The 13397-nt window shown below is 73.8% G+C and carries 13 protein-coding genes; 8 read left to right on the forward strand and 5 right to left on the reverse strand.

The features are described 5' to 3' along the window. Nucleotides 1–123: 123 nt before the first annotated feature. Nucleotides 124–1149 (forward strand): cation diffusion facilitator family transporter, encoded by a 1026-nt coding sequence (locus E2E34_RS01245; protein ID WP_425573338.1) that lies wholly within the window; start codon nucleotides 124–126, stop codon nucleotides 1147–1149. Here E2E34_RS01245 and E2E34_RS01250 read toward each other — a convergent pair. Then, nucleotides 1121–2641: a bifunctional phosphatase PAP2/diacylglycerol kinase family protein gene (locus tag E2E34_RS01250; protein WP_138900031.1), complete on the reverse strand. Its 1521-nt coding sequence runs from the start codon at nucleotides 2639–2641 to the stop codon at nucleotides 1121–1123. The genes E2E34_RS01245 and E2E34_RS01250 overlap by 29 nt on opposite strands. 217 nt (nucleotides 2642–2858) lie before the next feature. Here E2E34_RS01250 and E2E34_RS01255 point away from each other — a divergent pair, with 217 nt between their 5' ends. After that, nucleotides 2859–3458, forward strand: a complete 600-nt coding sequence (locus tag E2E34_RS01255; protein WP_138900032.1) for a TIGR03086 family metal-binding protein — start codon at nucleotides 2859–2861, stop codon at nucleotides 3456–3458. 62 nt (nucleotides 3459–3520) lie between these two features. Here the strand turns inward: E2E34_RS01255 and E2E34_RS01260 are convergent, their stop codons facing one another. Both E2E34_RS01260 and E2E34_RS01265 read right to left on the reverse strand, forming a co-directional pair. Continuing rightward, the gene (locus E2E34_RS01260) at nucleotides 3521–4066 is read right to left on the reverse strand and encodes a type 1 glutamine amidotransferase domain-containing protein (RefSeq protein ID WP_138900042.1); all 546 of its coding nucleotides are present in this window, start codon (nucleotides 4064–4066) and stop codon (nucleotides 3521–3523) included. Nucleotides 4067–4124: 58 nt separating this feature from the next. After that, nucleotides 4125–4562, reverse strand: a complete 438-nt coding sequence (locus tag E2E34_RS01265; protein ID WP_138900033.1) for a CBS domain-containing protein — start codon at nucleotides 4560–4562, stop codon at nucleotides 4125–4127. 363 nt (nucleotides 4563–4925) lie between these two features. Here E2E34_RS01265 and E2E34_RS35205 point away from each other — a divergent pair, with 363 nt between their 5' ends. Continuing rightward, complete coding sequence (locus E2E34_RS35205; protein WP_167518173.1) at nucleotides 4926–5072, forward strand: hypothetical protein; 147 nt, start codon at nucleotides 4926–4928, stop codon at nucleotides 5070–5072. 42 nt (nucleotides 5073–5114) lie between these two features. Here E2E34_RS35205 and E2E34_RS01270 read toward each other — a convergent pair whose 3' ends face one another. After that, nucleotides 5115–6920, reverse strand: a complete 1806-nt coding sequence (locus E2E34_RS01270) for a thiamine pyrophosphate-requiring protein (protein WP_138900034.1) — start codon at nucleotides 6918–6920, stop codon at nucleotides 5115–5117. 268 nt (nucleotides 6921–7188) lie between these two features. Between E2E34_RS01270 and E2E34_RS01275 the strand changes: the two genes are divergently transcribed. After that, complete coding sequence (locus E2E34_RS01275) at nucleotides 7189–7983, forward strand: RNA polymerase sigma factor SigF (RefSeq protein WP_138894815.1); 795 nt, start codon at nucleotides 7189–7191, stop codon at nucleotides 7981–7983. On the opposite strand, the gene E2E34_RS01280 is transcribed toward E2E34_RS01275, so the two are convergent. Beyond that, complete coding sequence (locus E2E34_RS01280) at nucleotides 7931–9160, reverse strand: PAS domain-containing protein (RefSeq protein WP_138900035.1); 1230 nt, start codon at nucleotides 9158–9160, stop codon at nucleotides 7931–7933. The two genes, E2E34_RS01275 and E2E34_RS01280, sit on opposite strands and share 53 nt — an antisense overlap. Before the next feature lie 75 nt (nucleotides 9161–9235). Between E2E34_RS01280 and E2E34_RS01285 the strand changes: the two genes are divergently transcribed. From E2E34_RS01285 to E2E34_RS01300, 4 genes are all read left to right on the forward strand, one after another. After that, the gene (locus tag E2E34_RS01285; protein ID WP_138900036.1) at nucleotides 9236–9952 is read left to right on the forward strand and encodes an ANTAR domain-containing response regulator; all 717 of its coding nucleotides are present in this window, start codon (nucleotides 9236–9238) and stop codon (nucleotides 9950–9952) included. Nucleotides 9953–9994: 42 nt separating this feature from the next. Continuing rightward, on the forward strand, nucleotides 9995–11233 hold the full coding sequence (locus E2E34_RS01290) for a sulfite oxidase (protein WP_138900037.1): 1239 nt from the start codon (nucleotides 9995–9997) through the stop codon (nucleotides 11231–11233). A gap of 246 nt (nucleotides 11234–11479) precedes the next feature. Continuing rightward, nucleotides 11480–12697, forward strand: a complete 1218-nt coding sequence (locus tag E2E34_RS01295; protein WP_138900038.1) for an aminotransferase class I/II-fold pyridoxal phosphate-dependent enzyme — start codon at nucleotides 11480–11482, stop codon at nucleotides 12695–12697. A 38-nt stretch (nucleotides 12698–12735) separates the two neighbouring features. Next, nucleotides 12736–13397, forward strand: a 662-nt coding sequence (locus E2E34_RS01300; protein ID WP_208765110.1) for an MBL fold metallo-hydrolase, incomplete at its 3' end; no start/stop codon positions are given.

Below are 13397 nucleotides of genomic sequence, written 5' to 3' on the forward strand. Positions count from 1 at the left end.
CACCACGGAACGCACAGTACGGAAAAGGAAAGGGGCGGCGGCCCGAAGGCCGCCGCCCCGGTCATCTCGACATGCCCACCAGCAGAAGAACCGGAACCATGGTGTGCACCTCCTGAGCTCCGAGTGCCCTCATTCCCCCCTCGTACACCGCGCACACGGAGAGCCCACGTGACCCAGAAGTCCGACCGCGAGACCCGTAACACCGTCCTGGTGGCTCTCGCCGCCAACCTCGTCATAGCCGTCGCGAAAACAGTCGGCGGACTGGTGTCCGGTTCGCCCGCGCTGCTCTCCGAGGCCGCGCACTCCGTGGCGGACAGCGTCAACGAGGTCTTCCTGCTCGCCGCCCTGCGCCGCAGCCGCCGCCCGGCCGACCGGAAGCACCCCTTCGGATACGGCAAGGAGCGCTACTTCTGGTCCCTGCTGGCCGCCGTCGGCATCTTCGTCATGGGCGGCTGCTTCTCCGTCTACCAGGGCTTCGAAGCGCTGGGCGCGGCGAACGGCCAGGAGTCGCACACCGGTTACCTCGCCGGGCTCGCCGTCCTCGGCGTCGCCCTGCTCGCCGAGGGCACGTCCCTCGCCCGCGCCCTCTACCAGGCACACCGCCAGCCGGGCGCCGGCATCGGCGACGACCCGGCGCTGCGCACGGTCGTCGCCGAGGACGGCACGGCCGTGGTCGGTGTGCTCCTCGCCGCCGCCGGCATGGCACTTCACCTGGTGACCGGGGACGCCGTCTACGAGGCCGTCGCGTCCTTCTCCATCGGACTGCTGCTGGGGTACGTCGCCTTCCGGCTCGGCCGGGAAGCCCGCGCCCAGCTCATCGGCGAGGCCGCCGCCCCCGAACTGCGGGCCGACATCCGCCGGCTCGTCGAGGCGCAGCCCGAGATCGACAACGTCGCCGAACTGCTGACCATGCAGATGGGGCTCGACTCGCTCCTGGTGGCCGCCCGCGTCGATCTGGCGCCGGGACTGGACAGCGAGGAGGTGGAGCTCGTCTGCGTACGCATCAAGAAGTCCGTGAAAAAGACCTGGCCGCAGGCCGACCAGGTCTTTCTCGATGTTACCGAGGCCCCTTCCGACGCCGAGGACTCGGGTGGAGCCCCGGCCGCAGCCGCGGGGGCCGTTACTGCTGAAGCGGACGGTAGACGGTGAGGGCCTCGTGGGCCTTGTCGATGACGAACTCCTCGGGCGCCGGGGCCACTTCACCGTCGTACGCGAGCAGGGTGCCCGGCGCGAGGCCCGAGATCCACACCCGGCGCAGCCGCTGCGCCGCGTGCACGGGGGAGCGGCTCAGCGGCCCGGCCAGCGCCGCCGCAAGCAGCCGCAGGCCCGGCAGCCGCCCGCCGTGCACCACGCGCACGTCGAGCAGCCCGTCGGCCAGGTCCAGGCGGCGGCCGGGGGTCGGGCCGAGGCGCTGGTACATGCCGTTGCCGGCGAACAGCATCCACAGCGCGCGCCGGCGCCCCTTGTGCTCTCCGATGGTGGCCTCCAGCGGCCGCTCGCCGCGCAGCACCTCCGCCGCCGCCAGGATGCCGGCGGGCCAGCCGCCGATGCGCGGCCCCCAGTGCTCCCTGATCCGTACCAGCTCGGGATAGACGCCCAGGCTGAAGGTGTTGAGGAAGTGGCCCGGTTCGCCGTCGGGGCCGGGCCCCGGCGTGAACCGGCCCAGGTCGACCTTGACCGCGTCGCCGGACTCCAGGGCCCGGCAGGTGTCCTGGACCTCCTCGATGCCCAGGTCGTACGCGAAGTGGTTCAGCGTGCCGCCGGGGAACACGGCGAGCGGCACCCCGCGGGCGGCGGCGACGACCGCGGCCCGGTTCACCGTGCCGTCCCCGCCGCAGACCCCGATCGCCCGGCCCTGCTGCGCCGCCTTCTCCAGCTCGGCGGACAGGGCGTCGGGTTCGCACTCGACGACCTCCGCGCGCGGCAGCGCGTCGCGCACCAGCGCCGCCTTCGCGGCGGCCGAGCCCGACCGCTTGTTGACGACGACGACCAGGTCCTGGCCGGCGGGGAGCGCCGGCGCCTCGGTGTACGGCCGGCCGGGCGCCGGGATCTGCCCCCGCGTCGGTACGAGCCCGCGCACCGCGAACGCCGCCCCGACCCCCAGGGCCGCGCCCACCAGGACGTCGCTGGGGTAGTGCGCGCCCGTGTAGATGCGGGAGAAGGCAACCGACGCCGCCACCGGCGCGACGACCGCCCCCCACCCCTTGGACTCCAGCGCGACGCCCGTCGCGAAGGCGGCGGCGGAGGCGGAGTGCCCGGAGGGGAAGGAGGTGGTGATGGGCTGGCGCTTGAGCTGGCGGATCAGCGGCACGGAGTCCAGGACGGGCCTGACCCGGCGCACCGAACGCTTCCCCACGGTGTTGACCGCGAGGGAGGCCAGCGCGAGGGAGGCGAGACCGCGCACGGCGGCCCGGCGGGCGCGGGTGCTGCCGCCGACGGCCGCTATCCCGGCGGCCGTGCCGAACCACAGCACGCCGTGGTTCGCCCCGTGGCTGAGACGCGGCAGGACGCGGTCCGCGCCCGGCCAGTGATGGGTCGCCACGCCGTGGAAAAGCGCCCGGTCCCGGGCGCTCAGCCAGGAGGCGATCCGTCCCGACGGCCGGGGCGGGATGTGCGCGTGTGCGGAAGACGCAGAAGACATGGCACGCGAGTACCCGTCCCGCGCCCTTCCGAATCAACGCCCCACCCGGGCGGGCTCCACGCCCCGCGGCCCGGGCCCCGTGCGGACGGCCGGGGCGGCGGCCCGGACGGGTGCCCGGGGGGCGGGACGTTCGTACAGTGGGGTGAGGAATGGGAGGTCCGTTTCCCCCTCCGGGATGTCTGACGGGACGTGCACGGCGAGTACCCGAAGGTGAACCATGAACACCACCGATTCGAACCCGCTCCTCAGCCGCCACAGCGACGCCCTCGCCCTCTTCGGCGGCCATGTGCACGCCGTGCGCGAGGACCAGTGGCAGGCGTCCACGCCCTGCACCGACTGGTCGGTGCGCGACCTCGTCAACCATCTGACCGTGGAACAGCTGTGGGTGCCCCCGCTGGTCACCGAGCGGCGCCCCATCGACGAGGGCGCCGACGGCGGCTTCGGCTTCGACCCCGAGGGCGACGCGCTGGGCGAGGACCCGGTGGCGGCCTGGGACCGGGCGGCGACGGCCGCCCGCGAGGCGTTCGCGGCGCCGGGCGCGCTGGATCGGACGGTGCACCTGTCGTACGGGGAGACCCCCTGTGCGGCGTACTGCGCCCAGATGGTGGCCGACCTGGTCGTGCACGCGTGGGACCTGGCGCGGGGCATCGGCGCCGACGAGCGGCTGCCGGCCGACCTCGTGGACTTCGCGGTGCGCGAAGTGGGCCCGTACTCCGCCGAACTGGAGAAGAGCGGCCTGTTCGCCGCTCCGGTGGAGCCGCCCCCGGGCGCCGACGTGCAGACCAAACTGCTCGCTCTGCTGGGCCGCCGCGTCTGACGGCCGGCCGGGCCGCCCCCGGCCCCGGCCCCCCACGGGCCCGGGCCGGGGGCGAAGCCGCGTCAGGGCTTGGCGGCCCGCGCGAACTCCTCGGTGAAGGCGGTGCAGAACGCCTTCAGGTCGTCCGGCTTGCGGCTGGTGATCAGCGTGGCGGGCGTCGCGTCGCACACCTTGACCTGCTCGTCGACCCAGGTGCCGCCCGCGTTGCGGATGTCCGTACGCAGACTCGGCCACGAGGTCAGCGTCCTGCCGCGCAGCACGTCCGCCTCGACGAGCGTCCAGGGACCGTGACAGATGGACGCGACGGGCTTGCCCGCGTCGAAGAAGGCGCGCACGAACGCCACGGCCTTCTCGTCCATCCGCAGGAAGTCCGGGTTGGCGACGCCGCCCGGCAGCACCAGGCCGCCGTACTCCTCCACCGAGGCGTCGCCGACCACCTGGTCGACGGGAAACGTGTCCGCCTTGTCGAGGTGGTGGAACGCCTGAACGCTGCCCGGCTTCGTGGAGACCAGCCGGGGCGTGTCACCCGTGTCGGTCACCGCCTGCCAGGGCTCGGTGAGTTCGACCTGCTCGACGCCCTCGGGCGCCACGAGAAACGCGATCCGCATCATGCTCCCTTCCTGGAAATGTGTGGTGCCGCGGTGTGTCCGCCGTCCGCCCGGCGTCTCAGAAGCCGGCGTCGGGACCGGGGGTGGGCGCGGACCTGCTGATGTCGGCGAGCGCCGACCGCGGGTCCTGGAACTCCGCGAGGTCGCCGATGCTCACCACGCCGAGCGGGCGGCCGTCCTCGACGACCGGAAGCCGCCTGATGGCGTGCTGCCGCATCAGCGTGACGGCCGTCGACACCTCGTCGTCCGGCCCGACGCACACCGGCGCCGGCGTGCACACGGACTGGGCGTTGACCGTGAGGGGATCGAAGCCGTCCGCGACCGCGCGCAGCGCGATGTCCCGGTCGGTGAGCACACCGATCAACTGGTTGTCCCGCGCCACCAGCACATCACCGATGTCCTGCGCGCGCATCAGCTGCGCCGCCTCCACGAGCGAGGCGTCGGGCCGCACGGCCGCGACCCCCGCCGTCATGACTTCCCTCACGAACTGGGCCATGGCTGTCCGCCTCATCTCTTCACTCGCTGTCGGCTACCGGCGCGGGTACCCGTGGCGCGGGTCGCAAACATGCGCCGGTCCCGTCCCCCGGTCCGTCCGTCGATTCCCCGCCGCCCGCGTGTTTGGAGCCCGGCGCACAGGGGACCCGGTGCGCGGCCGAGCGGCCACTTGGGAAGAGGGACGGCCTCCGGGCGCGTTCCCGCACCGCTTCGAACGGCGGCGGCGCGGGACGCGCCCGGAGTTCTGCCGCGCCCCGGGACCCCGCCCGGGTCCAGCTCGCCCGCGAAGTGTCACTTCCACGGGTTTGCCCGTCGCCGTCCTGGTGACCCGGCCCCCAGGCCGTCCCTCAGGAAGGACAGGGCCATGGTGGGCTTAGCCGTGCTGATCCCGGTGCTCGTGCCGGTGTTCATGCTGGGCGTGATCATCGCGCTCGGCCGCTACGAGGAATTCATACTGACCGCGCGGGCCAAGGGCGCGCGTCACCGCCGGACGGGACCGGTCAGGCGGTGACGGAACGCACCAGGCCGGGGCAGCCCCCCGGCCCTGCGGAGGTCAGTCGTCCGCGCCCGGCCTGGGGCTGCCCGGCAGGAACTCCTGGAACTTCGACTTCAGACCCTGCTTCATCACCGCCGCCCCGTCGGCGTCCCCCTTCAGCAGCGCCGAAGCCGTCGCCTCGATCTGCTCCCACGTCGCGTGCGGCGGGATCGGCGGCACCGACGGATCGGTGACGAAGTCCAGCACCACCGGGCCGTCCGCCGCCAGCGCGGCCCGCCACGCGCCCTCGACCTCCTCCGGCTTCTCCACCCGGATCCCGGTCAGGCCGATCGACTCGGCGAACGCCGCGTACGACACGTCGGGGAGCGACTGCGAGGGCAGGAACGACGGCGCGCCGCCCATCGCCCGCAGCTCCCAGGTGACCTGGTTCAGGTCCCGGTTGTTGTAGACGGCGACCACCAGCCGCGGATCGTCCCACAGGTGGCGGTACTTCGCGACCGAGATCAGCTCCGCCATGCCGTTCATCTGCATCGCCCCGTCGCCGACGAGCGCGATCGCGGGACGGTTCGGGTGCGCGAACTTCGCCCCGATCGCATACGGCACACCGCACCCCATCGTGGCCAGCGTCCCCGACAGCGACGCCCGCATGTCGCCGCGCAGGCGCACATGGCGTGCGAACCAGTTGGTGGCCGACCCCGAGTCGGCCGTCACCATCGCGTGGTCCGGCAGCAGCGGCGACAGGGCCGCCGCCACGTGCTCCGGGTTGACCGGGTCGGCGGACAGGGCGGCCCGCCGCTCCATGATCTCCGTCCACCGCTCGACGCCCGCGCAGATCTCGTCGAACCAGTCCCGCGCCTCGTTGCGCCGCAGCAGCGGGATCAGCTGGCGCAGGGTCGCCCGCGCGTCGCCGACCAGGTTCACCTCGTACGGGTAGCGCATCCCGATCATGTGCGGGTCGATGTCGATCTGCACCGCGCGGGCCTTGCCGAACTCCGGGAGGAACTGGGCGTACGGGAAGCTGGAACCGATCGTCAGCAGCGTGTCGCAGTCCCGCATCATCTCGTACGACGGACGGGTGCCCAGCAGCCCGATGGAGCCCGTGACGTACGGCAGCTCGTCGGACAGCACGTCCTTGCCGAGCAGCGCCTTCGCGACGCCCGCGCCCAGCAGCTCCGCGACCTCCGCGACCTCGGCCCGCGCCCCCGCGGCGCCCTGACCGGCCAGGATCGCCACCTTGTCGCCGGCGTTGAGCACGTCCGCCGCCCGCCGCAGCGCGTCCGGCGACGGCATCGCGGTCCAGCTGCTGCGGTCCAGGCTGGAGGGGACCATCTTGAAGGCGTGCGGCGGCGGCGTGTACTCCAGCTCCTGCACGTCCGCCGGCACGATGACCGCCGTGGGACAGCGCCGGGCGTACGCCGTGCGGATCGCCCGGTCCAGCACGTTCGGCAGCTGCTCGGGCACGGTCACCGTCTCGACGAAGTCGGAGGCGACGTCCTTGAACAGCGAGTGCAGATCGACCTCCTGCTGGTACGAGCCGCCCATGGCGCTGCGCGCGGTCTGCCCGACGATGGCCACCACCGGCACGTGGTCGAGCTTGGCGTCGTACAGGCCGTTGAGGAGGTGGATCGCACCGGGCCCGGAGGTCGCGACGCACACGCCGAGCCGGTTGCCGAACTTGGCGTATCCGACCGCCTCGAACGCGGACATCTCCTCGTGGCGGGACTGGATGAAGCGGGGCTGGTCGTCGGCGCGCCCCCAGGCCGCCAGCAGGCCGTTGATGCCGTCACCCGGATAGCCGAAGACGCACTCGACTCCCCACTCGCGCAGGCGCGACAGGATCCGGTCGGCAACGTCGGTGCTCATACGAAGGGCCTCCTACGGGCGGTGCGGTTGAAAAGAGCAGCACTCTGCCGAGTACCAGGCATACGGACAGGGAAACCGGACCGCCGTAAAACCCGACCCGTTTGCCCTCCCGAAGCGGGGGCACGTGCTCCATGTGCTTCGGACCGGAGGCACGTCCGTGGGAGCGGCAGTTCAAGCGCTCCGGGCGTGTCACGTCCGGACGCTGCGAAAACTCCCCCCGCGGTGACACCCGTCCGCCGTCTGCACCGTTCAGGGAGTTGCAACGAAGATGCGTACCACCTCAGCCCGCAGGACGCACCCGCACCACGATGCCCCCGACACCTCCGAGGACTTCCGCCGTCTGTGCGCCATGCCCGAGGGCGAGGAGCGGGACGCGCTGCGCCAGGAGATCGTGAACGCCTGGCTGCCGATGGCGGACCGGCTCGCGAGCCGGTTCCGCAACCGCGGGGAGGCCATCGAGGACCTGCGCCAGGTGGCCGCGCTGGGCCTGGTCAAGGCGGTGGACCGGTACGACCCGGACCACGGCTCGGCCTTCGAGAGCTACGCCGTGCCGACGATCACCGGTGAGATCAAGCGCCACTTCCGCGACCACATGTGGACCCTGCACGTGCCGCGCCGCGTCCAGGACCTGCGCAACCGCGTCCGTGCCGCCAGCCAGGAGCTGTCCGCGACCGTGTCGGGCCCCGCCCCCACCGTCGCGGAGATCGCCGAGAAGGCCGGCATGACCGAGGAGGAGGCCCTCACGGGTCTCGAGGCGCTCGACTCCTTCACCGCGCTGTCCCTCGACGCCCAGCTGCCCGGAACGGGCGACGGATACTCGCTCAGCGACGCGCTGGGCGGCCCCGACGGCGCCCTCGACGTCATCGTCGACCGGGAGGCCGTCAAGCCGGCCCTCAACCGGCTCCCGGAGCGCGAGAAGAAGATCCTCTACATGCGCTTCTTCCGCGACATGACGCAGAGCAGCATCGCCGAGGACCTCGGGCTCTCCCAGATGCACGTCTCCCGGCTGATCAGCCGCTGCTGCACCCGTCTGCGCGACGAGGCCCTGCGGGACGCCGCATAGCGAGCGCCGCATGGCGGGACATCAGGTCCATGACCTGGCCCTCCGCCATGGAGAACGCCCGCCGGGGACCCGTACGGAACAGGGTGAGCACCCCCTGCACGGGTCCGGTGGACCCTGCCCCGGCCCCGTCGGCGCCCGGCGCCGTCAGCGGCACGCACAGCAGCGAGGTGACGTCCGCCCGTACGAGCACCGGATCGCCCGCCGGGTCGTGACCGAAGCCGTCCGTGTCCTCCGGCCGCACCTGGAGGGTCGCGGAGCCGCCCCGGGCGGCCTCCACCACCAGCGGGCAGCCGGACGGGTCCTGGCCGGCCAGCACCTGCGCGAGGTCTTCGCCGCCCGGTCCGCCCGGTCCGAGCACGAGCGTGCGCTTGATCGGCCCTCCGGCGACGACATCGGCGACCACCCAGTCGGCGAAACGTTCGTGCAGCACCCGTGCGGCGGCCTCCAGGGCGGCCTCGGGGTCCTCGGGCGGGGCGGACAGCAGCGCGGTGGTCATCGCGTCGACGAGGTCCAGGCGCTCCGCGTACCGGGTCGTCTCCCGCAGATCCGGCAGCGCGGTGCGCCTCCGGCCCGCCGCGACCGCCCGCGTCGACGGGTACGCGCCGGCCTGGCGCCCGGAGACCGCGTTCTGGAAGACGACGAGCACCGCCGGATGCGTCTCGTCCGGCGGGCGCAGCGCGGTCAGGGTGGCCAGCAGCCGATCGTCGGGCCGCTGCTGGAGATGGACGGCCAGGCTCCGGTCGCCCTCGCCGCGCGCCACGGCGGCGGCCTGCGAACGGAACGCGGCCCGGTCCCCGGGGCTCAGCAGCGCCGCCAGCGGACGCCCCGTCGCGTACCCGGCCCGGACACCGGTGAGCCCCGTCGCGGCGAAGTTCATCCGCCGTACGACGGTCTCCCTGTCCACCAGCGCGACCGGCACCGGAAGCCGCTGGAACAGGGCCTTGAGCAGCTGCCGCTCCTGCCGCTCCTGCCGGTCGGGGGACGCGGCGTTCGGGGCGACGGCCCGCAGCCGCTCGTACCGGGGCCACAAGGTGTCGGCGACGTGCCGCAATTCGAACAGAGCGGCGTCCAGGACGGCGAGGTGCTCGTCGGGCGGCAGGGCGCGCGCGGCCCTCAACTCTCCGACCCGTCTGACGAAATCTGCCAGCTCCGCGCCGAAGTCGTCCGTCTGCGTCATACGAGAAAGCTAACGGGTCCGGCGGTTTTGCGGACAGGGTGGTGGGAAGCCGCACAGAGAAGGGAGAACTCCGCCATGCTGTCCGAGCTGTCCCAGCAGGAAGTCCAGCGGCCCGAACCCGACTCCTCGGTGCGCACGCTCTCCGAGCTGGCGCAGCAGTCCGCGCGGTGCGCCCCCGCCAGCTGCGGCGCCGTGGCGACGATCGCCGACGGCGGCGCCGAACGGCGCACCACGGCGACCCACCCGGATCTGGACACCCTCGCCTCCGTCCAGCTCGCCGTGGGGGACGGGCCGATCCCCACCGCGCTCGACCGCGGGGAGCCCGTGGGCGCGCGGGACCTGCTGGTCGACGAGCGGTGGCCCGAGTACCGGGCACTGGCGCTCGACTCCGGCGTACGGGCCAGTGTGACCCTCCCGTTCCGCCGCGACGGCATCGAGGTCACCGTCAGCCTCTACGGCTTCCGGCCCGGCTCCCTGGAACGCGCGGCGTACGGCCCCGTCAACGTCCTGGGCGAGCAGGTGACCGCCGGTCTCGTCCGTGACCGGTGCTACCGGGCGGCCCTCGCCGAGGTGGACCAGCTGGAGACGGCCCTGCGCTCGCGCGCCGTCATCGACCAGGCCAGCGGGATCGTGATGCATGTGCTGGGCTGCGACAGCGCGCAGGCGTTCGCCGTGCTGCGGCAGATGTCCCAGCAGGAGAACCGCAAGCTGGCCCAGGTCGCGGAGTCGGTCGTCGAAGGCAGGGGACATGGCCTGGAAAGCGCCCTGGCCCGGCTCGCGCGGCGCCCCTAGGATCACCCCTCCTGTCCTCTTCGACGTGCGAGGAGTTCCGCGATGAGCGCTGCGACGACGTCCGGACCCGGTCCCTCCCGGCCCGGCGGGGTGGACCGCCGCGACCTGCTGAAACTGCTCGCGGCGAGCCCGGTGGCGCCCGTGGCCGCGCAGTGGGCCGCCGCCGGACCGGTGTCGGCGGCCCCGTCCGGGGCCCTCACCGCGCCGGGCATCGCCAAGCCGCTGCCGGCCGAGCTGTTCACGATCCGGGGCACCAACGCCGAGACCGCCCCGGGCGCCTTCGCCGGAACCGGCAGGATCACCCCGGCCGACCGGTTCTTCGTACGCAACCACACCTCCACACCCCGGCTCGGTGAGTCCGAGTGGCGGCTGACCGTGTGGGGCGACGGGCTGAGCGGCGGGCCGGTCCGGTTCACGTACGGACAGCTGCGCTCACTGCCCTCCGTCACCCGCACGGCCTTCCTGGAATGCGCGGGCAACGGCCGCGACTACTACGCCACCCAGCAGGGCCAGTCCGTCACCGGCACGCCCTGGACGCTCGGCGCCATCGGCGTGGCGCGCTGGCGCGGCGTGCGGCTCGCCGACGTACTGCGGCGCGCCGGCATCGGCGGGCAGGCGGTCGACGTGATGCCGCGCGGCCTGGACGACGCGTACGTCACCGACGGCGTCAGTTTCGGCCGGCCGCGCAGGCCGCTGCCGGTCGCCAAGGCGATGGACGACGTGATCCTGGCGTACGAGATGAACGGCGAGCCCCTGCCGTACGACCACGGCTTCCCGGTGCGCGTCGTCGTGCCGTCCTGGGTCGGCATCGCGTCCATCAAGTGGCTCGGTGACATCGAGGTGAGCGCCACGGCGCTGTCCTCGCCGTGGACCACGCGGTCCTACCGGATGTTCGGCGCGGCGTACCCGCCGGAGGGGAGCGCCCCGCTCACCCGCCAGACGATCAAGAGCATGTTCGAGTGCGCGCCGGGAGCCCTCTTCGCCCCGGGCAGGACCCACCACCTGACCGGCCGCTCCTGGTCGGCGGCGGCCGCCGTGCGCACGGTGGAGGTCAGCACGGACGGCGGCGCGCACTGGCGGCGCGCGAAGCTGCGCGACACCCCGCACCGGGACAGCTGGGTCCGGTGGTCGGTGGACTGGCGTCCGCGCCACGACGGGCCGGCCGTGCTGCTGGCCCGCGCGACGGACGCGCGGGGCAACACCCAGCCCCCGGCCTCGGTGCACAACACGCAGGGCTACCTGTTCGACGCGGTGGTGCGCCACCGGGTCACCGTGGGCTGAGCGGAGCCCCGGCGGCCGGCCCCCTGGTCCGGGCCGCGCCACTACAGGGGGCGGTGACAGGGGGGTGACGTGTGCATGCGTGTCGCCGTGCGGGGAAAGTGAGCCTTGGCCGACGTGATCACGTCCGGCCGGGACCGGCCCCGCCGGCCCGGTGCGGAGCCGATCAGCTGGGATTCGCCCGCAAGCGCCGTACCGGAACCACCCGTATAACCGTATACAGGGCCAGATCGGCGTGGAGGTGACCGCATGCAGCGGACGGTCGAGGAAGGGCGCGGCCCCGTCCGGTACGGGCCGCCCGCCCCCGCTCCCGGCCTGCCCGTCCTGCCGGAGCTGTCCGCCGTCTTCGCCGCGGCCGCCGGGCGCACCCACGCCGAGCCCCCCGGCGGCGGGCCCGCCCTGCGCGGGGCTGCCGCCGCGTACTGGTGGCGGCGCGGACTGCAGAGCGAGGCGCGGTGCGTCGCGGTCGCCTCCGGCGCCCAGCCGCTGCTGTTCGCGCTGATGGCCGCCGTCGGCGGAGACGTCCTGCTGCCGCGGCCCTGCCCCGCCTGGTGGGTCCCGCAGGCCACGATGCTCGGCCGGGCGGCGTACCACGTGCCCACGCCGGCCGAGTGCGGCGGCGTGACCGATCCGTTCGCGCTGCTGGAGACCGTACGGCGGGTCCGCGACGAGGGCGGCGACCCGCGTCTGCTGCTGCTGTGCGTCCCCGACGACCCGACGGCCACCGTCGCCCCGCCCGAAGTGGTGCACGAGGTCTGCGAGGCGGCGGTCTCCGAGGGCCTGCACATCATCAGCGACGAGACCTGGCTGGACACGCTCCACCGGCCGCAGGAGACGGTGTTCGTCAGCCCCGCCGAGATGTTCCCCGGGCAGGTCACCGTGCTCGCCGACCTGGCGGGCGCGTACACCCCGGCGAGCTGGCCCGCCGCCCTCGCCCGCTGCCCCCTCACCGCGTACGGCGCGGCGCTGCACGCCAGGACCCTGGACCTGCTGACCGCGATCGGCGCCGTCGTCGCGGGGCCCGTCGCCGAGGCGGCGACGTACGCGCTCGGCGAGCCCGAGCCGGTCGCCGTCCGGCTCAGGAGCGCCGCCGCGCTGCACGCGCGCGTGGCCGCCGCGGCGCACCGCGCGGTCCTCGCCGTCGGCGCGCTCGCCCGGCCGCCCCAGGCCGGCCGCCACCTGTACGCCGACCTCGGCCCCCTGCGCGCCGGCCTCGCCGCCCGCCGGGTCACCGACTCCATGGACCTGGAGAACTACCTGAGCGAACGCCTCGGGGTCCCCGCACCCGGCGGTCACCGGTTCGGCGACGAGATGGGCGGGCTGCGCGTGCGGATCGCCACCGCTCCGCTGCTCGGGGCAACCCCGCAGGAGCGTCTGGAGTCCCTCTCGTCGGCACAGCCACTGGAACTTCCGCACGTGGCCGACGCGTTGAGCACCTTCGCGACGGCCTTCGACGAACTTCGCTGAACCCCATCCGGCGTACGCCACCGAACGGAGCCCCCTCGATGTCCCAGACGCAGGCGCAGACCGAGCAGCAGACCGAGCGGCACACCGCGCCCGCCCGCACCGGAGCCGGAACCGGCACGCTCGCTCCGCCCCGCCCGCTGGGCGAGATCCGCACCTGGCCCCGGTCGTTCGCCGACCGCCTCACCACCCCGCTCCCCGGCGTCAAGGCGTTCGCCAGACTCGCCCGCGAGGGCGCGTTCCGCCCGGGCCCCGAGGGCCTGCGCGATGTCGCCCTGGTGCCGTACGAGCCGGGCCCGCTGCCCGCCGCCGACGTCTCCACCGTCGCCGTCACCTGGGCCGGGCACGCCAGCTGGGTCGTCCGCATAGGCGGGCTCACCGTCCTCACCGACCCCGTCTGGTCGCAGAAGATCCTCGGTACGCCGGCCCGGGTCACGCCGGTCGGCGTCCGCTGGGAGGACCTGCCGCAGATCGACGCGGTGGTCATCAGCCACAACCACTACGACCACCTGGACGCCCCCACCCTCAAGCGCCTCCCGCACGACACGCCGCTCTTCGTCCCGGCCGGACTCGCCCGCTGGTGCCGGCGCCGCGGCTTCACCCGGGTCACCGAGCTCGACTGGTGGGAGGGCGCCGAACTCGGCGGTGTCCGCTTCGACTTCGTCCCCGCCCACCACTGGAGCAAGCGCTCCCTCACCGACAC

This window comes from Streptomyces albidochromogenes, assembly GCF_005981925.1.
Lineage (GTDB): Bacteria > Actinomycetota > Actinomycetes > Streptomycetales > Streptomycetaceae > Streptomyces > Streptomyces albidochromogenes.